Below are 23,650 nucleotides of genomic sequence, written 5' to 3'. Positions count from 1 at the left end.
ACGCATGGCTGAGGGATGGCTCTTCGCTTCCAACTCTCCCGCGCGCTGCTGAGCGCAATCGCGCTTTCGCTGTCCGCAGCCAACGCCGATGCCCTCGAATTAAAACCCTACAAGGACGACCTCTTCGCCTATCCGGCGACGCTCTCGTCCACGGACAAGGGCGCCTACACGGTCATCGACTACCGCGAGATGCGTGACATCAATGCCCGCGACGAGGTGCCGGAAAAGCGCGTGCACGCGCAGTATACCGACACCGGCGTGCGCAAGGTGCAGCAGGATTTGATGCTGAAGACCGATGCCGGCGATGTCAGGCATGTCGCCGTCGGCAGGACCGAGGGCGCCGGCATCATCGTGCTCTACCTGCACGGGCAGGGCGGCAGCCGCAAGCAGGGCGTCGACGACTTCACCTTCGGCGGCAATTTCAACCGCATCAAGAACCTGATGGCCGGCAATGGCGGCCTCTATCTGTCACCGGATTTCACGGATTTCGGCGACAAAGGCGCAGCCCAGGTCGCCGCACTGATCGCCCATTATGCCGAGGCCTCGCCGGACGCAAAAATCTTCGTCGCCTGCGGCTCGATGGGCGGCGCGCTGTGCTGGAAGCTGGCCGGCCGCAACGATACGGGACGGCGCATAAACGGGCTGCTGCTGCTCGGCTCGCTATGGGATGAAAGTTTCCTGTCGAGCCCGGCCTACAGGCGCCATGTACCGGTCTTTTTCGGCCAGGGCAGCAAGGACCCGGTCTTTCCCGTGGAGAAGCAGGAAGCCTTCTTCCGCTCGATCATCGCGAACTCGAAAGCCTATCCCTATCCGACACACTTCGTCCGTTTTGAAACGGGCACCCACGGCACGCCGATCCGCATGGTCGACTGGCGCGAAACGCTGAACTGGATGCTGTCGAAAGCGCCCTGAGCCGATGGCAATCGATCAAGGCGCGGTGTTGTAGTCGACCACCGTCTGCGGGTTTTCCTCGCCGTCATAGGACGCGTCCACGTCGTACTGGACCAGCGAAAAATCACCGTTGCGGAACAGATAGGTGCCGCTGTCGGAGGCATCGCCGACACCACGCCATTTGTTGAACGTTCGGATCGTCCTGGTTTCTTCGTCATATTCGGGATTGGTCGCCCAGCCGGTCGTGTGGAAGCCGGTGACGGTCACACCGAGCAGTTTGCCGTCGCTGTCGTTGTTCTCGTAACGGATATCCAGTTCCGGTTCGGCGAACTGCAGCTGCAGCACGCCGCCAAGCGCGTCGGTCATGTAGTAGACCGAGGCGGTATTGTAGGCAGCGGCAGAACAGGAGAATTCGAAAAGCCGTGTCTCCTTGTCGGGATCGCCTTCAGCCGCATCCTTGTCCTTGTATTTGATCGAAAAAGCGTTCGGCTCCTCGCCGAGAAATTGCTTGTCGCACTGGTCGCCATAAGTCGCCAGGAAAGCCTTCTTGGCCTGTTCGAGCGCGATATCCTTCTTTGGCGGCGGCGGTCCGTCGCCGCAGCTTGCCGGCAGCGCCTCCTCGAAATCGGCCTTGGACGGCTTCAGTGCACCCTTGTCGATGAAGAGCGGCTGGAACGGCGGGGCCTGGACCTGGGCATTGACCTGGCGCAGCGTGTAGCAGCCGGCGAACACCGCCTCGTTGCCGTCCTTGTCGGTGGCGCGGATGGCGACCGGGACGCTGTAATAGATGCTGCCGGCCGCGCCCTCATCGGAAACGTCGCCGGTTTCAACATCGACCTTGTCGGTGCCGTCATAGCCCTTGACGAAAGTGTCAAAATCCTTTGCCGGCTTTGTATCGCCATAATAGCCCCAGGCGCGCGCGAATTCGTGCCGGCTGATGGCGTTGTAGAGCGAGCGGATCACGGCCTCGGCGCTTGATCGGTCGTCGACGTAGGGCACTTCGGGTGTGTCTTCGGCTGCCAGCGCGGCTTGGCGTATCGTGGCAAGGGAGAAGAGTGCAACTGCTGCGAGAAAGATGCGCTTCATCGGGAATCTCCGCACGGTAACGAAGATTCTACCACACTGATTGCGGCGGCGCGGTGACGCATGGCTGCAGTGGCTTGAACAATCGTCGGCGAAAGCGCTAGGTCGCGCCTTCGGCGCTCGGGCCGCAGGGAGAATCAAGATGACGATATCGATGTACGAGGCCTCGGTGCCGGTGTTTTCGGCCAGGCTGAAGGCGCTCTCAACCGTGCTGTCGACTGCCGAACAGAACGCGGCCGACCGCAAGATCGACCCGCAGGTGTTTTTGACCGCAAGGCTGGCGCCGGACATGTACGCGCTGGTGAGGCAGGTGCAGGTCGCAACCGACCACGCCAAGGGCGCGCCGTCGCGCTTGGCCCGCCGCGACGTGCCGAAATACGAGGACAATGAAGCGACCTTCGCCGAGCTTCAGGCGCGCCTGGCCAAGACGCTCGAGCTTCTGGCGTCGTTCTCGGTCACCGAATTCGATGGCTCGGATGACAGGATCGTCGAATTGAAGTTTGGCCAGCGCGAGGCTTCGATGCCCGGACTGCAGTATTTGCTGCATGTCGCCATGCCCAACTTCTATTTCCACGTCACGACGGCCTACGACATCTTGCGCCACAACGGCGTGCCGCTGACCAAGGGTGCCTACCTCGGCAATCGTTGAGGAATTCGACGTTTCGAGGTTTCCCGGTCGCTGCCGGGAAACCTCGTCTTGCGCTGGTTCAGCGCATCGACATTTCGCGCGCGATGCGCGGGAAATCGGCCGGCTTGATGCCGACGTCGGCGCGGTCGGCGTTGCTCATCGAATGCAGCAAAGCCAGTGCCGAGCGGTAACGCTGATGCTCCTGCGGACGCGGACGAGCAAACATTTCAGTGAAGAACCCCATGATTCGGCCCCTTAGTTGACCCTCCACGGCACCGAATATAGGGAAAATATGAAGATTGTGCAGTGCAGCATTTGCATGGCAGCCATGCCAGGCGATTTCTTTCCGGCACAATCAGCTCATTGGTTGAAACTTTTGGCTGATGCCGACCGTATGCGTAGACGCTGGCACATGGCCGGCTTTTCCTCGCCACTCCTGGCGAATTTTCCGGGCTGCGTGAAAGTGCAGTCCGGCTTTTTGTTGAGCTTCCCGCACCATCAGGCGGCCCGCGCAAGTCTGGCGAACGCCTAAACTGGTTAAGATCAGTGGCATTCATTTTTAACGAGCCGGTTCTATGGTGCGGCTGGCTCTATTCACATGCGCAAAACGAGGGGGAGGCTGACATCGGCGCCAAGCGGGATTTCGCTTCCTTGCTCGACGATCTGTTCGTCGCCTCCGACAAGGACGAGGCTGGTGAGGAGACAGGCGCGCGGCCGTCGATCCCGTTCGACTATCTGTCCGTGGCCGACGAGCTTCATTCCGGCCGCATCAAGGTCTCCGGCGAAACCTTCACCGCCGAATATCGCGAGTCTGGGTCCGATCTTGCCGCCGAATTCGCCGCACTTCTCGACCAGGCCAAGCTGGCACTGGCCGGCGAGGAAGCAAAGCCCGAGGAAAGACTGCCGCCGATCGATCCCGAGGCGATCGCCGTCGAGCTCGGTCTCGATCATCCCGTCAAGAACGCCGATCTCGGCCGCATGCGCCGCAGCTTTGCCTTTGCCAATCATCCTGATCGCGTCGCGCCGCATCTGCGCCAGCGCGCCATGATCCGCATGCAGGTCGCCAACATGCTGATCGACGAAGCCAAGCGGCGCGCGGTGGCCGGCGCCCGGCGCTGACTTTTCCAGGGCTCGCACAAAAGTCGGTCGGCTGAGGCTTGGAGAGCGCCTCTGCTTTGCCTATGGTGTGGCTTCCTTCCCGCGCAGCCGCGCAAAAATTCCCGCCGGAGAAATTCCATGCACAAACGCCGTCTCGGTCGGACCGATCTTCTTGTTACCCAGATCTGCCTGGGGTCGATGACCTGGGGCCAGCAGAACACCGAGGCCGAAGGGCATGCGCAGATGGATCTGGCCTTTGAGCGCGGCGTGAATTTCATCGACACCGCCGAGCTCTACCCGATCCCGCCGAAAGAGGAGACGCAGGGGCGGACGGAGAGGTTCATCGGCAGCTGGATGAAGGCCAAGGGCAATCGCGACAAGGTCATCCTCGCCTCGAAAGTGGTCGGCCGCACCGCCAACCGCTGGTTTCGTGGCGACCGGCCGTCAAAACTGGTGCGCGCCGACATCTTTGACGCCATCGACAAATCGCTGGCCAAGCTCGGCACCGACTATCTCGATCTCTACCAGATCCACTGGCCGGAACGCGACATCCCCTGGGGCGCCAACCCGACCCGCGTCGGCGCCACGCCGCGCCGCGCCGACGCCGTTGGCGCGTCGGCCGGCGAGACGCCGATCGCCGAGACACTGGCCGTCTTCGAGGAGCTGGTGAAGGCGGGAAAGATCCGCCATCTCGGCCTGTCGAACGAAAGCTCCTGGGGCGTCATGCGCTTCATCGCCGAGGCCGATAAGGGCCTCGGTCCGCGCGTCGTCTCGCTGCAGAACGCCTACAATCTCGTCAACCGCACCTTTGAGGTGAACCTCGCCGAGGTCTGCGAACGCGAAGAGGTTGGCTTTCTCGCCTATTCGCCGCTGGCGCAAGGCTATCTCACCGGCAAATACGACCATGGCGCGCGCCCGCAAGGCTCGCGCTCACAGCTGTTCAACCGCGGCCAGCGTTACGAGACGCCGAATGCCGCCGAGGCGCAGCTCGAATACAATGAGCTGGCGCGCTCCTTCGGCCTCGAACCGGCGCTGTTTGCCAATGCCTATGTCGCCAGCCGGCCATTTGTTACCTCCAGCATCATCGGCGCGACGACGATTGCGCAGCTCGAGATGGCGCTGTCTTCAGCGGACGTGACGTGGACCGACGAGATGCAGAAGGCCGTCGATGCGATCCACCAGCGCGTCGGCAATCCGTGCCCATAGGCAAGCCGTCCGGGCGGAATTGCCGAGCAAAGACAAAGGGAAGGGGACAGTTATGGATTTTCCGCTAGAGACCGTCAGGAGAAAATTTCCGGCGCTGGACCTGACCGACAAAGGTCGCCGGCGCATCTATCTCGACAATCCGGCCGGCACGCAAGTGCCGCAAGCGGTCGCCGATGCGGTGGCCCGCTGTCTCTTGACCACCAACGCCAATCTCGGCGGCTATTTCGAAACGACTGTGGCGGCGCAAAAAGTGGTCGACGACGCGCATGCGGCGATGGCCGATTTCCTGGGTGCGGCAAGCGCTGAAGAAATCATCATCGGCGCCAACATGACGACGCTGACCTATCACATGTCGCGCACGCTCGGCCGCGGGTTCAAGCCGGGCGACGAGATCATCGTCACCCGCATGGACCATGAGGGCAATGTCTCGCCCTGGCTGCAACTGGCCGAAGACCTCGGCCTCGTCCTGCGCTTCCTGCCTTTCGACGAGAAGAGCTGGCAGGTCGAGGAGACGGCGCTCAGCGCTTTGCTTACCAGCAAGACAAAACTCGTCGCGCTGAACTACGCTTGCAACCTCACCGGCTCGATCAACCGGGTGAAGGCCCTGACGGCGATCGCCAAACGGGCCGGCGCGCTGGTCTATGTCGATGCCGTGCAGTTCGCGCCGCACGGCCTGATCGACGTGCAGGAGCTCGGCTGCGATTTCCTGGTCTGCTCCGCCTACAAATTCTTCGGCCCGCATATGGGCATCCTTTGGGGCCGCCGCGACGTCATCGACGCACTGAAACCCTACAAATGCCGCTGCTCGTCCAACGGCCTGCCGGAGCGTTTCGAACTCGGCACGCCGCAGATCGAGCTGATGGCCGGGCTGACCGCCGCGGTCGACTATTTCGCCGATCTCGGCGCGGCCGCCGGTGAGAGCGGTTCGCGCAGACGCAAGATTGCCAAGGCATTCGAAGTCTCGATCGCCCACGAGAATCCGCTGGCGCTGAGGCTGATTGAAGGCCTGTCGGACATCGAGGGCCTGACCATCCGCGGCATCACCGATCCTGCACGTGTCAATGAGCGCGTGCCGACCGTGTCCTTCACGGTCGACGGCATCGTGCCGGAGACGATCGTGCGGCAGCTGAATGCCGAAAACATCTTCCTGTGGTCAGGCCACAACTACGCCTGGGAGATCGTCCATCAGCTCGGCATTCCGGCCGAGCAAGGCGTCGTGCGCATCGGAATCGCGCACTACAACTCGGCAGCGGAGATCGACGAGACGCTGGAAAGCGTGCACCGGGTCGTCGCCATGCTGAGGCAACAGCGTAGCTGAATCAGCGCTGTTTGCCGCCGAAACCGGTGAGGAATGCGGCGAGGTTGTCGCCGAGCGCGTCGCAGAGATAACCGCCTTCCTGCACGATCACCGTCGGCAGGCCGAGCTTGGCGATTGCCTCGCCGATGCGCGAGAAGCCGGGTGTGGTCACCGACAGCCCGCCGAACGGATCACCCTCGAACGCGTCGAGACCGAGCGCCACGACCAGCGCGTCCGGCGCGAAGGCGCGGATACGCTGGGACGCTACACCAAGTGCTTCGAGAAACGCCGCATCGGCGGATTTGCGCGGCAGTGGCAGGTTGAAATTATAGCCGAGGCCCGGCCCTTCGCCGCGCTCGTCGGCATGGCCCCAGAAGAACGGATAGAAGCGCACAGGATCGGCATGCAGCGACACCGTCAACACGTCGGGCCGCGCGTAAAAAATGCCTTGCGTGCCGTTACCGTGATGCAGATCGACATCGAGGATCGCTACCCGCGCTGCCTGCTTGCGCAACACTTGCGCCGCGACCGCCGAATTGTTGATGAAGCAGAAGCCGCCGGCGACATCGGCAAAGGCATGGTGGCCGGGCGGGCGGCAGAGCGCATAGGCGGCAGGCGCGCCTGATATCACCGCCTCGGCTGCCTCGACCGCGCTCCAGGCGCTCCACAGCGCGCTCTGCCAGGTCTCGGCCGAAATCGGGCAAGCGGTGTCGGCCATGTGGTAGCCGGCCTGGCCGACCGCCGAGGCAGGATAGGCGCCGTCGCGCGCCAACGGATGGATGTTGGGAATGACTTCCGCCGAAGCGCCTTCAATGCGCTGCCAGCGCGCGAAAATATGTTCGAGGAAGGCGAGATATTCGGGCGTGTGCACGGCCGCCACCGGCCCGAGGCCATGATCTCTGGGCCGTTCGATCGTCAATCCGGTAGCTCTTGCGCCGGCTAACAACCGTTCGGCACGCTCTGGCTGTTCGGGATTGGGTTGCGGCGCGCCGCTGGACAGGAAGGCCTTCGGGTCGTGGCGTTTCTGCTCGTCGGCAAAGAAGGCTTTCATTCCGTTTCCCCATCCTGCACTGCATCGGCAAAAGCGAAAAAGGCCTCGCCGACGATCTTCTGCGTCTGCTCGTAATGCGCCCAGCCAATGCCGAGCTTCTCATAAAACGCCTTGGCACCGTCATTGTCGGTGTCGACCGACAGCCTGAGATAGGCGCCGCCATCGCTGCGGCAGTCGCGCGCGACCCGGCGCAGCAGCTTTTCGCCGATCTTGCGGCCGCGAAACCGGTCCTCGACATAGAGGTCCTGGATATAGACGCCGGGCCGTCCCATCCAGGTCGAGAAGATCGGGAAAGAGAGGCACAGCCCGGCAAATTCGCCGCCGATCTCGGCGATCAGGGTGGAGAAGGCAGGCCTTTCGCCAAAACCGTAACGGCGGAGATCATCGGCGGTGGAGGTGATTTCCTGATGCGCGCCGATATGGGCGCCGAGGCGAAGAAGCGCGGCGTAGATGGTGTCGACGTCCTTGATGGTGCCGCGGCGGATGACGATATCGCCGGTCATGCTGATCTCCTTCGCCATGGATCAGGCCACGGTTCCGGCTGAGCCGTTCAGGAGATCGTCAAGTTTGCCGATATCGTCTTCCGAAAAGACGCGAATGCCGTTGGCTTCCAGGAGCGCGGTGGTCGTGCCGCGGCCGGCCACGCGGTTACCCGAAAAACTGCCGTCATAGACGAAGCTGGAGCCACAGGACGGGCTGCCGTCGGTGAGAACGGCATAGCGGCATCCGGTTTCCCGGGCGAGTTCCAGCGTAATCTGACCGGCTTCGAGATAGAGTGCGGTCACATCGTTCCCTGTCTGCTCGACGACTTGGCCTTGGCCGTGTAGCACAGCGTCGCCTGCGCCGCGAATTTCCGCCGGCGGGCGCGGCGTGGAGAAGCCTGCCGCAACCTCGGGGCAGATCTGCACGACCCGCCCTTCCGCCTGCCATCGCGTCAATACCGGATGGTTGCTGAGCCGGTAAGAGCCGTTGTAGCGGACGTGGCTGCCGAGCAGGCAGGCTGAGACCAGAATCCTTTCCATGTCAGCCTCCTTTTACCACGCGATCCGGTGCGCCCCTAGAAGCCTACCCGGTCGCCACCCTTCAGCGCCAGCATGTCGCGCGCCTCCGCCGGTGTGGCGACGTCCAGCGACAGCCCGTCGAGAATGCCGCGAATACGGCGCACCTGGTCGGCGTTGGATTTCGCCAGCTGGCGGCCGTCATAGAGGCTGTCCTCCAGCCCGACACGGACATTGCCACCCATCGCCGCCGCAATCGAGATCAGCGGCATCTGGTTGCGGCCGGCGGCGAGCACCGAGAATTGGTAGCTGTCGCCAAACAATTTGTCGGCGATGCGCTTCATGTGGATGAGATTGTCGGGATCGGCGCCGATGCCGCCCAGGATGCCGAGCACGAACTGGATGAACAGCGGCCCCGACACCAGCCCGCGATCGCGAAAATGCGCCAGCGAGTAGAGATGGCCGACATCGTAGCATTCGAACTCGAAGCGCGTGCCGCAGCCCTTGCCGAGCTTTTCCAGCACGCCTTCCATGTCGGCAAAAGTGTTCTTGAAGATCGTGTCGCGGGTGGCTTCGAGCAGTTTTGGCTCCCACTCGTGTTGCCACTCCCGTGGCTTGTCGAGCATCGGGAACAGCGCAAAGTTCATCGAGCCCATGTTCAGCGAGCACATCTCCGGCTGGGCCCGCAGCGGTGCGGCCAGCCGCTGGTCAAGCGTCATCAGCGACGAGCCGCCGGTGGTGATGTTGATCACCGCATCGGTCGCCTGCTTGATGCGCGGCAGGAACTGCATGAACACATCAGGATCGGCGGTCGGCCGTCCGTCCTTGGGATCGCGGGCATGCAGATGCAGGATCGAGGCCCCGGCTTCGGCTGCCGCGATGGCGTCTGTGGCGATCTGGTCCGGGGTCAGCGGCAGATAGGGCGACATGGACGGCGTGTGCACCGAACCGGTGACGGCGCAGGTGATGATGACTTTCCTCGGCGCCATCTTTTGTCCCTCAGCCTTCGACCGGCAGGTCAAGCTCGGCAGCCAGAACCTCCAGCGAGTCGCCGATGATGGAAATGATCTCGCCGACCTGTTCAGCCGTGACGATCATCGGCGGCGCAACCATAAAATTGTCGCCGTCGACACCGCCCTTGACCCTGCGGCCATAGATGATCAGCCCGCGTTCATAGGCGAGGTCGAGCAGCCGCTGGGTGGCTTTCTTGCCCTGATCGATCGGTCGCAGCGTATCGGGATCGGCAACCATCTCGGCGCCGGTGAGCAGGCCTTTGCCGCGCACGTCGGCGATGAACGGGAATCGCTTGGCCAGCCCCTTCAGCCCGTCCATCAGCACGTCGCCCATGGCGGCGGCGTTGGCGATCAGGTCGAGCCTGTCCATTTCGCCGAGCACGGCCAACCCGGCGGCGCAAGCGAGCGGATTGCCGGCATAGGTATGGCCATGCTGGAAACCGCCCGAGGCCAGCAGCGGCTCTACCAGCCGCATCGGGGCGGCAAGCGCGCCGAGCGGCGCGTAGCCGGAGCCCAGCCCCTTCGACAGCGCGACAATGTCGGGCTTGCAGTTCCAGTGATCGCCGCCGAGGAATTTGCCTGTCCGGCCGGCGCCGCTCATCACTTCGTCATGGATGAGCAGGATGCCATAGCGGTCGCAGATCTCGCGGATACGCGGATAGTAGCTGTCCGGCGCCACCAGGGCGGAAGTTGCGGCACCGCCGATGGGCTCCATAATGAAGGCGAGCACGCTGTCCGACCCCTCGGCCTGGATTTTCTCCTCCAGCATGTCGGCGTAGCGAACGCCACGCTGCTCCATCGAAAGATTGTCGCGGTCGCGCCAGGCCGTTGGTGCCGGCACGGTGGGCATCACCCGCATCATCGGCGTGAAAGTCTCTGCCAGCGCGTCGTCGCCGGTGATCGACAGCGAACCCAGCGTGCCGCCATGATAGGAGGGAAAGCGGGTGATCACCTTCCAGCGCTTGGGCTGGCCGGTAGCGACAGCCCATTGCCGCGCCAGCTTGATGCAGGATTCCGTCGCTTCCGAACCGCCCGAGACGAAGAAGATGCGGTCCATGCCTTCGGGCAATTTGCCGGCGAGTTTCCGCGCCAGTTCTTCCGCCGGCTCGTTTTCGAAATGCAGCCGGTAGGCGAAGGTGGCGCGGTCCATCTGCCGCTTCATGGCGTCCAGCACATTGCGGTTGGAATGGCCGATATTGGCGACCATCGGGCCACTCGATCCGTCGATGAAGCGACGGCCATCCTGCGTCCACATGTAGATGCCTTCCGCACGGTCGATCAGCGGCCGGCGCAGGCTGGAGAGGTAGAACAGATGCGACGGCGCGCGCGCTTCTGATACGGGGACGAAGGGCTTCTGCATGTCAGGTCTTTCCGAGATAGCGGTCGACTACATTCCTGGTCACGCGCTCGACCATCGGATCCTGCCTTAGCAGGCCGGCGACCCATTCGCAGCTTCCGGCGTGAAAGACCTCGCCCTTGCCGCGCGGGAAATTGACGATCATGCCATTGCCGCGTTTGACTTTTTCCAGATTGGCATCGCTTGGCTCGCCAAACAGCGTTTCGGCGGTGAAGCGGCCATCCTCGTCGGTCAGAAACTGGTCCTCGATCGGGATGTCGGCGCTTTCCTCGACCTGGCTCGCCATGCCGACGGCCAGCACTTGTAAACCGTCGGGCGCGCCGCTGTCCGATGTCGGGTAGGGCAGGCCACCGCGGATCTCGAAATCGAGCCCGTCGACCTCATAGCCATAGACATGGCTGTCGGCGCCGAGCAGGTCGCCATAATAGATGCCGGTGCCGGCAAAGGCCCAATGCTCCGGACGGTAGACCGGAAAGCCGCGCACGCCGCGCGGCGCGCAACCGCCCCAGCCGGCATAGACACCGCGTGTGGCGTTGAGGCCGAAGGTCAGTGCACCGGGACGGCCGATCTCCGGTGCCTCCCAGGAATTGGTGGCGCGGGTCACGTCACCGCCCTGATAGGCGGGGTCCTCGGCGCGCGCCCGGTATTTGTAGCAGACCTGCCGGCGGCCTTCGTCCTCAAGCCTGGTCTGCCACATGAAATTGCCGGCAAAGCGCGCCGCGTGGCCGCCACGCTCGACATAGGTGTCGACAGCGTCGCGCATTTCCCAGGTCCAGTATTCGTCATGGCCGACGAAGACGACGCAATCGTAGCCGTCGAGGATTTCGGGCGCAAAATGCAAATCGTGCTGGCTGGCGAGATCGACGCTGTAGCCGGCGCGCTCGGCGAAACGGAAGAAGTGGCTGTCATAACTTGCCCAGCCGGAAGAGGTGTATTTCTTCGAATGTCCCGTGGCGAACGCCCATTCCATATGGGGATAGCGCGGCACGGTCTTTGGCGGCACCGCGACTTCCAGCGGCACGCGCGGCGCGTCCTTGGGCAGCACCACAAAACCGCGGCACCAGGGACGCTGCGTCGACACCATCGTTGCATATTGATTGCGGTTCGGCCCGGTGATGCCCTGATAGTGGTTGGAGCCGCCCCAGGTATTGTAGGAAAGCCAGGTTCCGGTCGCCGCCACCTGCAGCACCCGGCCGGGTTTTCTGCCGGGTAAGGCAGCGACAATGATGAGGTGGTGGCAAAGGATTGGCTTGCCGTCGCGCCCATCCGCCGCCAGCGTGATGCTGTAGGCGCCGGACGGCCAGTCGTCGCCGATCCGAAATTCGAACGACGCCTCCCAGCCGCAGCCTTCGACCGAGCACTGGTCCGGCGTATCCTGCCAGCGCGCCGACAGGCCGGTTTGCTCAAAGACCTTTGTCTCGGTGCCGCCGTCACGAACGACGGTGAGGCTGAAGCGCGGCGCGGTCGAACTGACATGCAGCGCCACCGTTTCACCGGCACGATACGAAAATCGGTCCGAATAGCACCAGATCTCGCCGCGCTCGCCATCCATCCCCGGCCATTCGTAATAATGACCGCGCACAGCCTCGCGGCGCTGCTCGGACGTCAGTCCGAAATCGGGAAATTCGGTCGGCAACTGGGTCATGGATACCGGAAAAGTGACAGGCCGCCATTTCGGCTATCTGCCGGCCAAGCGTCAAATGGAAACGATCGGGCCAGCAATTGCTTAGCCGCCCTTGGCCGCACCCGGCAAACCGACTATCTCAGGCGAGGCGGTATTTTCCGCCTCGGGAGCCGGCATGCTGAGAGTGCAGAAGGTCAAGGTCGACGACATCTACGTGCCGACGGCGCGCAAGAAGACGCTGCATCCCGAAACGGTCCGGCATCTGGCCGAAGACATACTGGAAAACGGCATGAAGACGCCGATCCAGGTCCGTCATGACGGCAAGCGTCATATCCTGGTCGAGGGCCTGCACCGGCTCGAAGCCGCCAAATGGCTAGGCGAGACCGAAATCGACGCCTATCTGGTGCAAGCCAAGCGCCACTGAGGCGCGCTCTTCGACCGATCAGCAACAACCGGCCGATCGTCGCTTCGCAGATTTTTTTGCGGACCGTGTCGGCGCGCGGCGCGCTCGCTCGTCCTTGGGGCGGACCCTGAGGAGACTGACACATGTCCAGATCGATTTTTTTCGCCATGCTTGCCTCGGTTGCGCCCTTGTTCGCGGCACCCGGCCTGACCAATGCAGAGGAGACAAAGACCGCCATGACGACCGAGACCAATGCCGTGCCGACGCCGGAAAGGTCCGGCCTGCTGCCTATCAATGGGTTGTTTTATTATTACGCCGTCTACGGCAAGGGCGAACCGTTGCTTCTGCTGCATGGCGGCCTCGGCACGTCTGACATGTTCGCGCCGCTGCTGCCGAAGCTGGCCGAGAATCGCACCATCATTGCGGTCGACCTGCAAGGTCATGGCCGCACCGCGCTTGGCGAACGGCCCTTCAGCCTGGAGGCGATCGGCGACGACATGGCTGCCATCGTCAAGGCGCTCGGCTATGATAAGGTCGACGTGCTCGGCTATTCGCTGGGCGGCGGCGTCGCCTTCCGCATGGCCGTCCAGCACCCCGAGACAATACGCAGGCTTGTCCTGGTATCGACCGGCTACGCCGCCGATGGCTTCTACGACGAAATGCGTCCGCAACAGGCTCAGGTGAGCGCCGCTGCCGCGCCGTTCATGAAGGACACCCCGATGTACAAGTCCTACGTTGCAGTGGCGCCGTATCCGGACGATTTCCCGAAACTGCTCGATGCGCTCGGCAATTTTATGCGCAAGGATTACGACTATTCCGCCGATGTGGCGAAGCTGAAGATGCCGGTCATGCTCGCCTATGGCGACAGCGACATGTACAAGCCCGAGCACGAGATCAAGTTCTACCAGATGCTCGGAGGTGGATTGAAGGATGCCGGCTGGATGCGCGAAAACCTGTCGCAGAACCGGCTGGCCATCATTCCCAACCGCACCCACTACGACGTCTTCTTTGCGCCGGAACTGACGGCCGCGGCGCTGCCGTTCCTCAACGGCGAAACCAAGGTAAAGACCTGGGACGAAGTCGTCAGCGAAACCGAGTAGGTCTGCCGGAAGTTGAAACCGGCCGTCTCCAGCGAGACGGCCGGTTTTTTGTGCCTGCGAAGCTACGAAGCCTTGGCGCGGCGCGGCTCGCGCAAATGCTTGATGCCGCTCATCTCGACGAAATTCATCGCCGTCTCCCAGAGATAATCACCATAGAGGAACGGCTCGAACGGCGCCGCACCTGCCAGCGGCAGCGGTGCGATCTCGGCATCGACACGCGGCTCATAGAAGAACGGGATCGAGTAGCGCGCTGTCTTCGGCGCAATCACCCGGTGCAGCGTCGCCCGTACCCGGGCGCCGGTCCAGCGCTCGAGCAACTGACCGAAATTGACCGCCAGCGTGCCGTCGGCGGGCGGCACGTCGATCCATTCGCCGGCAAGGTTCTTCGCCTGCAGGCCCTCGACGCCATCCTGCGCCAGCAGCGTGACGAAGCCGGAATCGGCATGTTCGCGCCCGATGATGGTGCGCGTCTCGCCTTTGTGGACGACCGAGAATTCCGGCCCGCTCAGGTCGAGGCCGCTGTTGGCATCGCGCAAGGGATAGCGGATCAACCGCAGCGTCGAGATGCCGCCGTCGAAATCGGCATCGAAGATGGTTTCTGGTAGGCCGAGGCCGCGCGCGATCGAGCGCATCAGTGCGTTGCCGAGCGCTTCCATCGCCAGGTAGTAGTGTGCGGCAGCTTCTCGCCAGCCGGGCAATACTGCTTCGGCGGGCAAGGGCGTTGGCTCGCGCAGAGGATCATCCGCATCGTAGACGCCGGCGGTTTTCGCATGCGCAATGTCCGGCCCCATGTCGATGCCTTCCTTGTAGGAGACGGCAGTCGGCTGCAGCGGGAACCAGCCGCGATAGACGTTCTTTTTGCTGCGGTCGAAATTCCAGCGCAGCAGCTTTGCCTTTTCGGCCTCGGGCAAGGCAAAGATGTTGAGCAGCAGCAATCGCTTGTCCCGCGTCAGCCATTCGTCGCCCGGAAAATCCCGGATTGCCATGAAGCCGATGCCGGAGGCCGCGGCCAGGATCCGCGCGTCGGTGCGCTCGCGGCTGGGAGAGGGCGGCCCGAACAAGTCCCTGACTCCAATGGTTTCAATGTCCTGCGCCATGATTTCCTCCCGGTCCCAGCCACAAGACAGGCGCGGCGGCCGGCCCGCTGTCAATCCTGCGCCGGTGCGGGAGGTTAGGCCACCTGCAGTTCATCAGTGGTATCAGGGCAATCGATGGGTTCCCATCAGGCCTTTTCAATTGACCGAAAGCTGCCCGTCGATACGTTCCGAAGATCTTCGGAGTGATGGGTTCAGATGATGGCGAAATATCAGGGTGGGTGCCATTGCGGGGCAGTGCGCTACAGTGCCGAGGCCGCACCGGTCAACCAGCGCGTCTGCCATTGCCGGCGCTGCCAGAAGGTGATCGGCGCGGCCTTCAACGCGCGTCTGCTGTTTCGCATCGACGATGTCGCGGTCGAGGGGCAAGTGGCGACGGTCAACACCTCTCCGGACCTCAAGCGCGGATTTTGCGCCGCCTGCGGCACGACGCTGTTTTCCCGGCGCGATTCCGCCGGGATCGTCGGCATCACCACCGGCTCGCTCGACGATCCCTCGCTGTTCAAGCCGGAAATGCATATGTGGACCGCCTCGAAGCAGCCCTGGCTGCGGCTCGATGACGGCCTGCCACAACATGAAGGTGCGCCGCCTCCGAACTGATGCCGACCTTACCAGAAAGTAATCCCGAAAACACGACATAGCCGGCAAAACGTCATTGGCGGGCCATGATTGCCTGCCTATCTATCGGCTGCGGGTCTGGTATTCGAGGAGACGACCGATGAGCGACAGAATCAACACCCTGGACGAGCTTTTGAGCGATCCGATGGTCCTGCTCGTGATGGAGCGTGATCGCGTGCGCCCCGAACAGGTTCGCCTGCTGCTCGAACGAGCGCGTCGCCCTGCTGTTGACGCCGTGCCCCCCGCGCATGTGGTGGCCAAAAGCTGCATGCAGCAATGGCTGGGCAGGTAGGGTTTTCCCTTCTCCCCTTGTGGGAGAAGGTGGCCGAGCGAAGCTCGGTCGGATGAGGGGTGTTCCAGGGAACGCCAACGCCTCACTCCGCCGGAACACCCCTCAACCGTCTCGGCGCTGCGCGCCGATCCACCTTCTCCCACAAGGGGAGAAGGGAAAACGGTCAAAATTATACCTAACAACTTGATTCAATCTTTGTTGGTAATTTATCGTTAGTAATCGAAGCCGGTTTGTCCGGCGGCGTCTGTTTGCCTTCGGTCTGTTGTGTTTTGCGTACAGGTCCAGATGCGGATTTCAGGCGTCGTCGGTTTTATGGTGGCATCGCTGTGCCTTGCCGCCTGCTCGTCCACAGCGGGCGTCGATGCCTTGCAGCCGTCGAACGAGACGACCAGTTCGGTCGTGCGGCCAAGAGCTCCGGTCGCGGCGGCTCCGGTGGAGACCGCCGACCTCGCGCCGATGCGGTCCGACAACACTGCGGCCGACAATGCCGTGGCCGACAATGCGCCGCCCTTCTCCATGGTCGAGGAAGAGGAGGTCATTGTCGCGGACACGCCTTCGGCCGATGGGAACACCAGGCCGCAGCTTGAGCCGGTAGCGCTGATGTCGCCGCCAAAGCGGCTGACGCGTGCGGCGCCGGCCATGCCGGCCTCGCCGGTGACCCGTTACGGCTTTCGTGATGCCAAGCCGATCAATTTTGGCAAGGCGTCGCCACGCTATCTCGCCGTGCATGGCGTCGACGTCTCGCGCTGGCAGGGCAACGTCAACTGGAGCAAGCTGCGCGCCCAGGGCGCCAATTTCGCCTACATCAAGGCGACCGATGGCGGCGATCATCTCGACCCGATGTTCATGAAGAACTGGCGCAATGCCGACGCCGCCGGGCTGAAGCGCGGCGCTTATCATTTCTTCTACTGGTGCCGCACCGCCGGCGAGCAGGCCGACTGGTTCATCCGCAATGTGCCGAAGATGGACGGCGCGCTGCCGCCGGTGATCGATGTCGAATGGAACGGCGAATCCTCCTGCAAGCGGCGGCCTTCGCGTGCCACGGTGCTGGAGAAGATGCAGGTGTTCATGGACAAGCTCGAGCGCCATTACGGCCAGCGGCCCATCATCTACACCAGCCCGGATTTCTACCGCGACAATCTCAAGGGCGCCTTTCCAGACTATCCGTTCTGGCTGCGCGCTGTGGCGCGGCATCCCTCAAAAGTCTATCCCGGCCGCAAATGGCTGTTCTGGCAGTATTCCGGTTCCGGCCTGTCGCACGGTGTGACCGGTCGAATCGACCTCAACGTCTTCCATGGCGACGAGCGCGCCTGGCGGGCATGGGCGGGCGGACAGACGACCGTCGCCGACGCCAACTGACGCTTCCCGCAGGGCTGGCGACAATGCCGCTGGAACCTGCGCCTGCGGCCATTGCGATGCCTTGGCTTGAATTTTCAGCGTCGCGCTAACGATCCGGTCACTCTGTCCTTTAGCGGTATCGCAACAGCCTTCCGGTAACGTGCCCGTGATCGGGTTTCGGAGGGGGCCATGCGCAATCCAATTGTGGTAATCGCTGTTGTCGCAGCTGTCGGCTACGGCGTTTTCAATTCGCTCGGACATATGCCGGGCGGCGCTTCGCTGGCGGAGTCGAAGCAAAACGTCGTGTCCTATTCCACCGAGGACAAGGCGATGCAGGCTGCCAAGGACAGCGGCCGCTCTACCCTCAAGCGCTTCCACGAACTGATGGCCGCCGGCACGCCCGGCACGTACACGGTAAAATTCCCGCTGACCCAGAACGGCGCCACCGAGCACATCTGGCTGCAGCTGGTCGGCTACAGCGACGGCTCCTATATCGGCCTGCTCGCCGACGTGCCGGTCAACGGCAACAAGTACAAGATGGGCGACGGGATGACGGTGACTGAGGCCGACGTCGAGGACTGGATGATCAAGAACGGCAAGGTGATCTACGGCGGCTACACCACGCGCCAGGCGCTTGCGGACATGCCGAAGGAGCAGGTCGCAAAGTTCGGGCTGACCTTCAAGGATTAGGCCTCGAGGCGGCGGGGCGAGCTTGTCACCGCGCCTTGAGCGCTATCGCCTTTCGCGTTCGCGTATGTCAGCCGTCTGCGCCAGCACCCAGTCGCGGAACACCTTGATCTTGGGCGTGTTGCGGCGGCTTTCCAGGTGCACCAGCCAATAGCCGTCGCCATCGGATCCAACGACGTCAAAGGGCTGTATCAGCTGGCCCTTCGCCAGCAGGGCGCTGTAGAGGTTCTGGGTGAGGATTGCCGCGCCCTGATCGGTCAGTGCCGCCATCACATCGTAAGCCTGCGCGCCCAGCGCCGGACCGGCGATGACGCGATCGGGATCGAAGGGCACGCCGGCTGCCTCGAACCAGGTTTTCCACCAGGGATCGTCAGGGCCGCATAGCGCCACCTTGTAGAGATCCTCGGGATGGCGGACGCCGCCGACACTCTCGGCCAGTTCTGGGCTGAGCATTGGCGTATAATCCGCCTTGAACAGATAATGGGCTGTCAGACCGGGCCATTTTCCATCGCCGGTTCGAATACCGATATCCATGTCCTCGCGGGTGAAATCGATCAGGCGGGACGATGTATCCACCTTAACGGCTAGGTCAGGATGCATCAGCTGGAATGTTCCAAGCCGCACCGCCAGCCAGTTCGACGCAAATGTCCCCATCGTCGTGACGGAAAGCACGCCGGTCGCTCCACCCTTGGTGGCGACCCATGCATCGGCCAGCGACGAGAATGCGCCGGATGCGTGCGGCGCCAGCTGCTGTCCAGCCTCGGTCAAGGCGATCTGCCTTGTTTTTCTTATGAAAAGCGGCGTCCCGGCGCGTTCTTCCAGCACCTTGATCTGATAGGAGGCGGCTGACTGGGTCATGCCGAGTTCTTCGGCTGCCTTGGTGAAACTGCCCAGTCGCGCGGCGGCTTCAAACACCCTGATAGCGCCTAATGGCGGCAGTTCCCAACTCATGACGCATCAATTCTCCTGATGCATACTACGCGACGTTCGATTGGAAACCAAGACCGGGAAACGGCATGTTGTGTCCATCAGATCAACCCTGGAGGATACGGCAATGACCACCGCAACCGCTCTCTACAACACGCTTCGCCGCCCGGTGCTCGACCTCTTCACCGCGCCGTTCAGGCCCCGCAGGCGCGGCCTGCTCGACCACCGCTCGCTGTCGGATCATTTCCTCAGGGATATCGGTATGCTTGACGGACGCGTGCCTCCCGGCACCATTCGCTGAAGCAAGCTCTTCGACCAAGGGAGGAAAGATGACCGTGCTGTCCGAGGATCTGGCCAAGAGCCGCAAAACCATCAACGCCTATGAAGACTATGCCGAACGCTACGATGCACTGGTGCGGCATGTTCCGAACCAGAGAGAACAGAAATGGCTGAAGCGCCTTGTGGCGATCGCCGGCAAAGGCGGCCGGATTCTGGAAGTCGGATCGGGACCCGGATACGATGCGGACTTCGTCGAGGGGCTCGGCGTCGAGGTCGGCGCACCGACGCAACAAAGCGGTTTCTCGAGCTGCAGGCCGCACGCGGCAAGCACGGTGAGTGTCTCGATCTCATCACCGACGATCTCGGCGGCCCCTATGACGCGGTGCTGGCCCTGTGCGTCCTGATCCATGTGCCGCGCGAGCAGACCGACCAGGTGCTTGCCAAGATAGTAGGGTCGCTGCGGCCGGGCGGCGCCTTCCTCGTGTCGATGCGCATTGGCGATGGCGAGAAAAGCGGCGAATATCATACCGTCTACTGGCGCAGGGACGACTTCGCGGCCCGTCTCGAAGGCGCCGGGCTGGTGCTTGTCGGGGACGAATTCAACGTCGGCCGCGATCGCGAGGAGTGGACCACCTTCCTGGCCGTGAGGCCATCATGACGCGCCGCGGAACGCCAGGCAATCGCCGTCAGAAGTAAGGCCTCAAATTCTCGCGAATACGGTCCAGCACCGTCTTTCCCGAAGTATCGGCGACGAAGGTTTTGCCGGTGATGGTTTCATAGGCCTGGGTATAGACCCGCGACGTCTGCTCGATCAGCTCGGCCGGGATTTTCGGGATACGATCCTTGTAGGGATCGCAACGCGCCGTGACCCAGGCGCGGATAAAATCCTTGTCGAAACTCTGTGGCCGCTCGCCAGCCTCGAAACGCTGTTTGTAGCTTTCCGCGAGCCAGTAGCGGCTTGAGTCAGGCGTATGGATTTCATCGGCAAGGATGATGCTGCCATCCTTGTTCGTGCCGAATTCGTATTTGGTGTCGACCAGGATCAGGCCGCGTTTGGCGGCCAGCGCCTTGCCGCGCGCAAACAGCGCCAGCGCATAGCGCGAGACGGTGTCCCACTGCTCTTCCGACAACAGGCCGCGCGTCAGGATATCGTCGCGCGTCAAAGGCTCGTCATGCCCGCCATCGAGCGCCTTGCTGGTCGGCGTGATGATGGTCTGAGGCAGCTTCTCATTGTCGCGCAACCCGTCCGGCAGGCGGATGCCGTACATGTCGCGCTCACCGTTCTTGTATTTCGTCAGCACTGAGGTGCTGGTGGTGCCGGCGAGGTAGTCGCGAACGACGATTTCCACCGGCAATATGTCGAGCCTCGTGCCGACAACGACATTGGGGTCGGGATAGTCGAGCACGTGGTTCGGGCAGATGTCGGCGGTTTCCTCGAACCAGTAGCGCGCCGTTTGCGTCAGCAGTTCACCCTTCAACGGGATCGCGGTCAGGATCACATCGAAGGCGCTCAGCCGATCGGTGGCGATGATGATGCGGCGGCCATCGGGCAGATCGTAATTCTCGCGGACCTTGCCTTTGTAGTGGTTCGGGAGCTCCGGAATGAAGGCATCTGAAAGAACGCGCAGTGCTGTCATCCTGGTCTCGTGGCTCCCGACAAGTTTGAGGTGGGGCGACTCTTAACAAAGTTGGCGGGGCTTCGATACCCGAGGAAGGGTGGTTGGGCTTTTGCGAATAAACAAGACAATGCCGTCGCCGTGCTATCTATTTGAAGCTTCCTGCACTCCTGGGGGATTGGGGACGCGGTGGAACTGCAATTTCTGATCGTCGGATTTTTCTGCGTGGTCGCGGCCGCGCTGTCGCTCATCACTTTCGTCAAATGGCGCGAGGTGCAGGCGATGAGCCACTGGTTGCCAACGCCGGGCAAGATCATCTCGTCGCGCGTCGAGGCGCGCAAGGTGAAGGTGTCGGGCGTCGGCGCCGACAGCGAGAAGGTCACCGAAGTCAGGAATTTTCCCGCCATCACCTTCGAATACAAAGTGGCCGGCAAGAAATATCGCGGCTCGCGTTACAGCGTGAAGGAAAATCTTGGCAATTTCGAAGTCGATGAAACCCTGGCGCAGTTTCCGACAGGCGCCGAGGTGACGGTGTTTTATAACCCGGCCGACCCCAGCAAGGCGGTGATCGAGCGCACCTTGCCGGACGGCGCCTTCAAATTCATGGTCAAGCTGTCTGCGGGGCTGGTGATCGGTTCCGCGGTGTTGGTGTTTTCCACCGGTGGTGTTCTGGAGGCGATCCGGTCGTTCCTGCCCAAGCCGGAAAAACTCGGCATCGCGATGGTTCTGTTTTTCATGGGCCTGTTCATCCTGCTCATGGGAATAGCTCAGAAGGTGCTTGCAAGGCGGGCGACAAAATGGCCGGTTGCCGCTGGCCGCATCGATGCTTCGGGACTTGAGACGATCCGGATCGATGCCGGCTACCAACGCTGGCGCCGCGCCTTTCGGTCTCGCATCGTCTACAGCTATGAGGTTGCCGGTCGGCGCTACAGTTCCAGCCGCGTCACCTTCGGCGCCGCTGTCGCCGCTTCGCTGGCCGCCCTGGTTCGGGGCCAGTCGCAACGCTACGCCGAAGGCAGCGAGGTCGACGTCCACTATGACCCCGTCAACCCGGCCTTATCAGTGCTCGAATGCAGGGTGCGCGGGCTCTGGCTGCTGTGGGTTTGTTCGATTGGCTTCATTGGTGCTGCGGCGTGGCTGGTCGGGCTCGTGCCTTCACTTTGACAGGATGCAGCAATGAATAGCGCCATGAGATCGATTGTCTGGGCCAGTGCCCTGTTTGTATCCGCTGCGATATCAGCCGTGGCACACGCGGACGAGCCGGCGCCATCGCGCCCGCCGATCGACAAATGCGTCTGGGAAAAGCTGGCCGACAAGACGATCGGGCTGGCCGCCTGGGCGCAGCGCTGCGATTTCGGCTTCCGCCAGATCCATTTCGAATTTGTCGGCAACGCGCTGGCCATCAAATACAGCGACGACGGCGCGCCCGATCCTCTGGTCGAGGTGTTAGACATCAAATCCGGCGAAACCGCCGAGGCCGCCGTGCTTCGCCTGTTGCTGGAAAAGACCGACAAGGCCGTCAGCGCCCGCTGTGAGCTCACGCCCTACACGGAGGGCACCGCGCCCGCGGGCGTCAAACGCTACACATTCAGCCCCGACGCCGCCTACGCCAAGGAGCTGAAGGCAGCCGCCAATGACGAGGTCCCCGAACCGCCCTGCGGCGACTGGGGCGAAATGCCCGACGGCATCCAGTATTTCGAGGTCCCGGCGAGTGAGGGGCGCAAAGTGCTGTTCGTCCGGGTGGGTCAGGACGAGCCGCTGTTTGATGAGCAGACGCTGCGGGTGGTGCCGTAGGGTAGGTTATGCCTCTACGTACCCCGCGAGGCTGACGCCTTTGGGCACATCCAGCCCGTCAGCGCGCAAACCTTCGATATGGAAGCGTATTGCGTCGCGAATTTCGGTTCCCACCTCAGGCACGGTCGCGCCGGTCGCGATGCAGCCGGGCAGGTCTGGCACATAAGCAGAGAAATTATCGCCTGCTTTTTCAATCACTACCGCGTAGCGCATACAGTCACTCCTTCAAACCGGATTGCTTGAAGATGCTATGGTGTTCCCGGTGCCGCTCACCCTCTCCCACAACAAGGGGAGAAGATAAGCGTTACCGGGTGACTATTAATGCCGTTTCCGGCTAGCCCCTTCGTCAGCAATTAGCCTCGCCCGAATTGACTGCCACCTGTCTGCGATCTCTTGGCATGAAGCTGCCAGCAGCTTTCTGCGCTGGCTGAAGCTTCCGGGTGCGGCGAAAATCTTCTGAGCGAACACATCAACCACAAAACAAAATTCTGCGCGTGGTTCTCCAGCAGCTTCGAAACATTCCTCCGCGTACCAGTGGAGAAGTGCCCCATGCAGCGCCGAAGTCTCTGTCGACAACGGTAGTGTTTTGCAGAGATAAGGTTTGATCAAGCCGAAGCCGACTTCTCCCTTTCCTGTCTGTGGTATCTTGACCGAGTTTGTCGGTCGAACGCTAACAGAAACACCAGCAAGAGCGAATTTTGGCTGGCTATCTGAAATGCCGGTTAATCTGGCAGCAGTAGGCAGCTTGTCCAAGCTCATAGTCCGGCAAAGCTCAATAGCGTCGTGAGCTGTAAGAAGCCTTTGTTCATCGTGCGAGGTAGCAGGTTGGCGCGATAATAAGGCCCTGTCGAGTTGAGATAGTCGGCTGTCATCCCGCCCGTGAGTTTCAATGAAATGCATCATTGCTCGCTCTATCTCGTTGTAGCGCGTGTCGAGGAGGAAGTTCTTAGGTTTGATGATGTCTTCAATGATCGCGGTTCGCCGCGTGGAGCGAGCGAAACAATATTCAACCAACTTATTAGCGCTAATTTTCGGTTCGATCTTCATAACGAAAAAGCCCTTTCCGGAGCAGTTAAAGTCACACTAGCTGCCGATGCCTTCTCGACTCTCTGATCAGAATCTCCATATAACAACCTTGCTACAGGAGATGGGATTCCGATCTCGTCGCCCCGCGTGGGCTTCGGCTTATTCGCGGCACCAAAGGCCGACCCGAAAGGGGCGGCCTTTGGTGTTTTTGAGGGATGTCACATAAAGAC

Annotated in this window: 28 protein-coding genes and 1 pseudogene; 16 read left to right on the top strand and 13 right to left on the bottom strand. The window is 62.1% G+C overall.

Going from position 1 to position 23,650, the window contains the following annotated elements; all coding sequences use genetic code 11:
• Positions 1–15 precede the first annotated feature (15 nt).
• A complete protein-coding gene (locus tag AC04SG_RS06430) occupies positions 16–912 on the top strand; it encodes an alpha/beta hydrolase (protein ID WP_488550344.1) in 897 nt (298 codons plus the stop codon).
• Between the two features lie 15 nt (positions 913–927).
• On the opposite strand, the gene AC04SG_RS06425 is transcribed toward AC04SG_RS06430, so the two are convergent.
• Complete coding sequence (locus tag AC04SG_RS06425) at positions 928–1,977, bottom strand: DUF1176 domain-containing protein (protein ID WP_488550343.1); 1,050 nt, start codon at positions 1,975–1,977, stop codon at positions 928–930.
• 139 nt (positions 1,978–2,116) lie between these two features.
• On the opposite strand from AC04SG_RS06425, the gene AC04SG_RS06420 reads away from it, so the two are divergent.
• Entirely contained in the window at positions 2,117–2,623 is a 507-nt protein-coding gene (locus tag AC04SG_RS06420; protein WP_488550342.1) for a DUF1993 domain-containing protein, read from the top strand.
• Positions 2,624–2,681: 58 nt separating this feature from the next.
• On the opposite strand, the gene AC04SG_RS06415 is transcribed toward AC04SG_RS06420, so the two are convergent.
• The gene (locus tag AC04SG_RS06415) at positions 2,682–2,846 is read right to left on the bottom strand and encodes a hypothetical protein (RefSeq protein WP_192253608.1); all 165 of its coding nucleotides are present in this window, start codon (positions 2,844–2,846) and stop codon (positions 2,682–2,684) included.
• A gap of 48 nt (positions 2,847–2,894) precedes the next feature.
• On the opposite strand from AC04SG_RS06415, the gene AC04SG_RS06410 reads away from it, so the two are divergent.
• From AC04SG_RS06410 to AC04SG_RS06395, 4 genes are all read left to right on the top strand, one after another.
• Complete coding sequence (locus AC04SG_RS06410; protein ID WP_488550341.1) at positions 2,895–3,134, top strand: hypothetical protein; 240 nt, start codon at positions 2,895–2,897, stop codon at positions 3,132–3,134.
• 119 nt (positions 3,135–3,253) lie between these two features.
• Positions 3,254–3,721, top strand: coding sequence for a hypothetical protein (locus AC04SG_RS06405; RefSeq protein WP_112561460.1), 468 nt, complete (start codon positions 3,254–3,256; stop codon positions 3,719–3,721).
• Positions 3,722–3,838: 117 nt separating this feature from the next.
• Entirely contained in the window at positions 3,839–4,906 is a 1,068-nt protein-coding gene (locus AC04SG_RS06400) for an aldo/keto reductase (RefSeq protein WP_488550340.1), read from the top strand.
• A 52-nt stretch (positions 4,907–4,958) separates the two neighbouring features.
• Positions 4,959–6,224 carry a cysteine desulfurase-like protein gene (locus AC04SG_RS06395; protein WP_488550339.1) on the top strand — a complete coding sequence of 422 codons (1,266 nt, stop codon included), beginning with the start codon at positions 4,959–4,961 and terminating at the stop codon, positions 6,222–6,224.
• Position 6,225: 1 nt separating this feature from the next.
• Here the strand turns inward: AC04SG_RS06395 and AC04SG_RS06390 are convergent, their stop codons facing one another.
• The 6 genes from AC04SG_RS06390 to AC04SG_RS06365 are packed head-to-tail and all read right to left on the bottom strand — an operon-like array spanning position 6,226 to position 12,267.
• Positions 6,226–7,254, bottom strand: a complete 1,029-nt coding sequence (locus AC04SG_RS06390) for a histone deacetylase family protein (RefSeq protein WP_488550338.1) — start codon at positions 7,252–7,254, stop codon at positions 6,226–6,228.
• A complete protein-coding gene (locus tag AC04SG_RS06385) occupies positions 7,251–7,757 on the bottom strand; it encodes a GNAT family N-acetyltransferase (RefSeq protein WP_488550337.1) in 507 nt (168 codons plus the stop codon). The genes AC04SG_RS06390 and AC04SG_RS06385 overlap by 4 nt, the downstream gene beginning before the upstream one ends.
• A gap of 21 nt (positions 7,758–7,778) precedes the next feature.
• On the bottom strand, positions 7,779–8,276 hold the full coding sequence (locus AC04SG_RS06380; protein WP_488550336.1) for a 2-thiouracil desulfurase family protein: 498 nt from the start codon (positions 8,274–8,276) through the stop codon (positions 7,779–7,781).
• Between the two features lie 35 nt (positions 8,277–8,311).
• Positions 8,312–9,241, bottom strand: coding sequence for a 3,5-dioxohexanoate:acetyl-CoA acetone transferase (gene kce, locus AC04SG_RS06375; RefSeq protein ID WP_488550335.1), 930 nt, complete (start codon positions 9,239–9,241; stop codon positions 8,312–8,314).
• A gap of 10 nt (positions 9,242–9,251) precedes the next feature.
• Positions 9,252–10,625, bottom strand: a complete 1,374-nt coding sequence (locus AC04SG_RS06370) for an aminotransferase family protein (protein ID WP_488550334.1) — start codon at positions 10,623–10,625, stop codon at positions 9,252–9,254.
• A gap of 1 nt (position 10,626) precedes the next feature.
• Positions 10,627–12,267 carry a N,N-dimethylformamidase beta subunit family domain-containing protein gene (locus AC04SG_RS06365; RefSeq protein ID WP_488550333.1) on the bottom strand — a complete coding sequence of 547 codons (1,641 nt, stop codon included), beginning with the start codon at positions 12,265–12,267 and terminating at the stop codon, positions 10,627–10,629.
• A gap of 154 nt (positions 12,268–12,421) precedes the next feature.
• Here AC04SG_RS06365 and AC04SG_RS06360 point away from each other — a divergent pair, with 154 nt between their 5' ends.
• Together AC04SG_RS06360 and AC04SG_RS06355 are read left to right on the top strand one after the other, a co-directional pair.
• Positions 12,422–12,670, top strand: a complete 249-nt coding sequence (locus AC04SG_RS06360; protein WP_008875526.1) for a ParB N-terminal domain-containing protein — start codon at positions 12,422–12,424, stop codon at positions 12,668–12,670.
• 122 nt (positions 12,671–12,792) lie between these two features.
• On the top strand, positions 12,793–13,749 hold the full coding sequence (locus tag AC04SG_RS06355; protein ID WP_488550332.1) for an alpha/beta fold hydrolase: 957 nt from the start codon (positions 12,793–12,795) through the stop codon (positions 13,747–13,749).
• A 62-nt stretch (positions 13,750–13,811) separates the two neighbouring features.
• On the opposite strand, the gene AC04SG_RS06350 is transcribed toward AC04SG_RS06355, so the two are convergent.
• A complete protein-coding gene (locus AC04SG_RS06350) occupies positions 13,812–14,846 on the bottom strand; it encodes an isopenicillin N synthase family dioxygenase (RefSeq protein WP_488550331.1) in 1,035 nt (344 codons plus the stop codon).
• 198 nt (positions 14,847–15,044) lie between these two features.
• Between AC04SG_RS06350 and AC04SG_RS06345 the strand changes: the two genes are divergently transcribed.
• The 4 genes from AC04SG_RS06345 (at position 15,045) to AC04SG_RS06330 (ending at position 17,781) form a co-directional block, all read left to right on the top strand.
• Entirely contained in the window at positions 15,045–15,443 is a 399-nt protein-coding gene (locus AC04SG_RS06345; protein ID WP_488550395.1) for a GFA family protein, read from the top strand.
• Between the two features lie 118 nt (positions 15,444–15,561).
• Positions 15,562–15,753, top strand: coding sequence for a hypothetical protein (locus AC04SG_RS06340; protein WP_112561471.1), 192 nt, complete (start codon positions 15,562–15,564; stop codon positions 15,751–15,753).
• Positions 15,754–16,038: 285 nt separating this feature from the next.
• On the top strand, positions 16,039–17,112 hold the full coding sequence (locus AC04SG_RS06335; RefSeq protein WP_488550330.1) for a glycoside hydrolase family 25 protein: 1,074 nt from the start codon (positions 16,039–16,041) through the stop codon (positions 17,110–17,112).
• Positions 17,113–17,280: 168 nt separating this feature from the next.
• Positions 17,281–17,781: a DUF2314 domain-containing protein gene (locus tag AC04SG_RS06330; protein WP_488550329.1), complete on the top strand. Its 501-nt coding sequence runs from the start codon at positions 17,281–17,283 to the stop codon at positions 17,779–17,781.
• A 42-nt stretch (positions 17,782–17,823) separates the two neighbouring features.
• Here AC04SG_RS06330 and AC04SG_RS06325 read toward each other — a convergent pair whose 3' ends face one another.
• Positions 17,824–18,729, bottom strand: a complete 906-nt coding sequence (locus AC04SG_RS06325; RefSeq protein ID WP_488550328.1) for a LysR substrate-binding domain-containing protein — start codon at positions 18,727–18,729, stop codon at positions 17,824–17,826.
• Positions 18,730–18,832: 103 nt separating this feature from the next.
• On the opposite strand from AC04SG_RS06325, the gene AC04SG_RS06320 reads away from it, so the two are divergent.
• Complete coding sequence (locus AC04SG_RS06320) at positions 18,833–19,006, top strand: hypothetical protein (protein ID WP_488550327.1); 174 nt, start codon at positions 18,833–18,835, stop codon at positions 19,004–19,006.
• A gap of 28 nt (positions 19,007–19,034) precedes the next feature.
• Positions 19,035–19,642, top strand: a pseudogene (locus AC04SG_RS06315) (class I SAM-dependent DNA methyltransferase).
• A gap of 28 nt (positions 19,643–19,670) precedes the next feature.
• Here AC04SG_RS06315 and AC04SG_RS06310 read toward each other — a convergent pair.
• Positions 19,671–20,612, bottom strand: coding sequence for a phosphoribosylaminoimidazolesuccinocarboxamide synthase (locus tag AC04SG_RS06310; protein WP_477408175.1), 942 nt, complete (start codon positions 20,610–20,612; stop codon positions 19,671–19,673).
• 177 nt (positions 20,613–20,789) lie between these two features.
• On the opposite strand from AC04SG_RS06310, the gene AC04SG_RS06305 reads away from it, so the two are divergent.
• Together AC04SG_RS06305 and AC04SG_RS06300 are read left to right on the top strand one after the other, a co-directional pair.
• A complete protein-coding gene (locus AC04SG_RS06305; RefSeq protein WP_488550326.1) occupies positions 20,790–21,764 on the top strand; it encodes a DUF3592 domain-containing protein in 975 nt (324 codons plus the stop codon).
• A 78-nt stretch (positions 21,765–21,842) separates the two neighbouring features.
• Complete coding sequence (locus AC04SG_RS06300) at positions 21,843–22,394, top strand: hypothetical protein (RefSeq protein ID WP_488550325.1); 552 nt, start codon at positions 21,843–21,845, stop codon at positions 22,392–22,394.
• Positions 22,395–22,400: 6 nt separating this feature from the next.
• On the opposite strand, the gene AC04SG_RS06295 is transcribed toward AC04SG_RS06300, so the two are convergent.
• Together AC04SG_RS06295 and AC04SG_RS06290 are read right to left on the bottom strand one after the other, a co-directional pair.
• On the bottom strand, positions 22,401–22,607 hold the full coding sequence (locus AC04SG_RS06295; RefSeq protein ID WP_488550324.1) for a type II toxin-antitoxin system HicB family antitoxin: 207 nt from the start codon (positions 22,605–22,607) through the stop codon (positions 22,401–22,403).
• A 105-nt stretch (positions 22,608–22,712) separates the two neighbouring features.
• On the bottom strand, positions 22,713–23,441 hold the full coding sequence (locus AC04SG_RS06290; protein WP_488550323.1) for a hypothetical protein: 729 nt from the start codon (positions 23,439–23,441) through the stop codon (positions 22,713–22,715).
• Between the last annotated feature and the right edge of the window lie 209 nt (positions 23,442–23,650).

Source organism: Mesorhizobium sp. CNPSo 4684 (assembly GCF_057784315.1).
The sequence above is the reverse complement of the archived record's forward strand: the minus strand, read 5'-3'. Positions and strand labels throughout refer to the sequence as shown.

Bases quoted from the DNA above. Each gene is read 5' to 3' on its own strand.
- AC04SG_RS06430 (WP_488550344.1), top strand. From the start codon at position 16: ATGGCTCTTCGCTTCCAACTCTCCCGCGCGCTGCTGAGCGCAATCGCG.
- AC04SG_RS06425 (WP_488550343.1), bottom strand. From the start codon at position 1,977: ATGAAGCGCATCTTTCTCGCAGCAGTTGCACTCTTCTCCCTTGCCACG.
- AC04SG_RS06420 (WP_488550342.1), top strand. From the start codon at position 2,117: ATGACGATATCGATGTACGAGGCCTCGGTGCCGGTGTTTTCGGCCAGG.
- AC04SG_RS06415 (WP_192253608.1), bottom strand. From the start codon at position 2,846: ATGGGGTTCTTCACTGAAATGTTTGCTCGTCCGCGTCCGCAGGAGCAT.
- AC04SG_RS06410 (WP_488550341.1), top strand. From the start codon at position 2,895: ATGAAGATTGTGCAGTGCAGCATTTGCATGGCAGCCATGCCAGGCGAT.
- AC04SG_RS06400 (WP_488550340.1), top strand. From the start codon at position 3,839: ATGCACAAACGCCGTCTCGGTCGGACCGATCTTCTTGTTACCCAGATC.
- AC04SG_RS06395 (WP_488550339.1), top strand. From the start codon at position 4,959: ATGGATTTTCCGCTAGAGACCGTCAGGAGAAAATTTCCGGCGCTGGAC.
- AC04SG_RS06390 (WP_488550338.1), bottom strand. From the start codon at position 7,254: ATGAAAGCCTTCTTTGCCGACGAGCAGAAACGCCACGACCCGAAGGCC.
- AC04SG_RS06385 (WP_488550337.1), bottom strand. From the start codon at position 7,757: ATGACCGGCGATATCGTCATCCGCCGCGGCACCATCAAGGACGTCGAC.
- AC04SG_RS06380 (WP_488550336.1), bottom strand. From the start codon at position 8,276: ATGGAAAGGATTCTGGTCTCAGCCTGCCTGCTCGGCAGCCACGTCCGC.
- kce (WP_488550335.1), bottom strand. From the start codon at position 9,241: ATGGCGCCGAGGAAAGTCATCATCACCTGCGCCGTCACCGGTTCGGTG.
- AC04SG_RS06370 (WP_488550334.1), bottom strand. From the start codon at position 10,625: ATGCAGAAGCCCTTCGTCCCCGTATCAGAAGCGCGCGCGCCGTCGCAT.
- AC04SG_RS06365 (WP_488550333.1), bottom strand. From the start codon at position 12,267: ATGACCCAGTTGCCGACCGAATTTCCCGATTTCGGACTGACGTCCGAG.
- AC04SG_RS06360 (WP_008875526.1), top strand. From the start codon at position 12,422: ATGCTGAGAGTGCAGAAGGTCAAGGTCGACGACATCTACGTGCCGACG.
- AC04SG_RS06355 (WP_488550332.1), top strand. From the start codon at position 12,793: ATGTCCAGATCGATTTTTTTCGCCATGCTTGCCTCGGTTGCGCCCTTG.
- AC04SG_RS06350 (WP_488550331.1), bottom strand. From the start codon at position 14,846: ATGGCGCAGGACATTGAAACCATTGGAGTCAGGGACTTGTTCGGGCCG.
- AC04SG_RS06345 (WP_488550395.1), top strand. From the start codon at position 15,045: ATGGCGAAATATCAGGGTGGGTGCCATTGCGGGGCAGTGCGCTACAGT.
- AC04SG_RS06340 (WP_112561471.1), top strand. From the start codon at position 15,562: ATGAGCGACAGAATCAACACCCTGGACGAGCTTTTGAGCGATCCGATG.
- AC04SG_RS06335 (WP_488550330.1), top strand. From the start codon at position 16,039: ATGCGGATTTCAGGCGTCGTCGGTTTTATGGTGGCATCGCTGTGCCTT.
- AC04SG_RS06330 (WP_488550329.1), top strand. From the start codon at position 17,281: ATGCGCAATCCAATTGTGGTAATCGCTGTTGTCGCAGCTGTCGGCTAC.
- AC04SG_RS06325 (WP_488550328.1), bottom strand. From the start codon at position 18,729: ATGAGTTGGGAACTGCCGCCATTAGGCGCTATCAGGGTGTTTGAAGCC.
- AC04SG_RS06320 (WP_488550327.1), top strand. From the start codon at position 18,833: ATGACCACCGCAACCGCTCTCTACAACACGCTTCGCCGCCCGGTGCTC.
- AC04SG_RS06295 (WP_488550324.1), bottom strand. From the start codon at position 22,607: ATGCGCTACGCGGTAGTGATTGAAAAAGCAGGCGATAATTTCTCTGCT.
- AC04SG_RS06290 (WP_488550323.1), bottom strand. From the start codon at position 23,441: ATGAAGATCGAACCGAAAATTAGCGCTAATAAGTTGGTTGAATATTGT.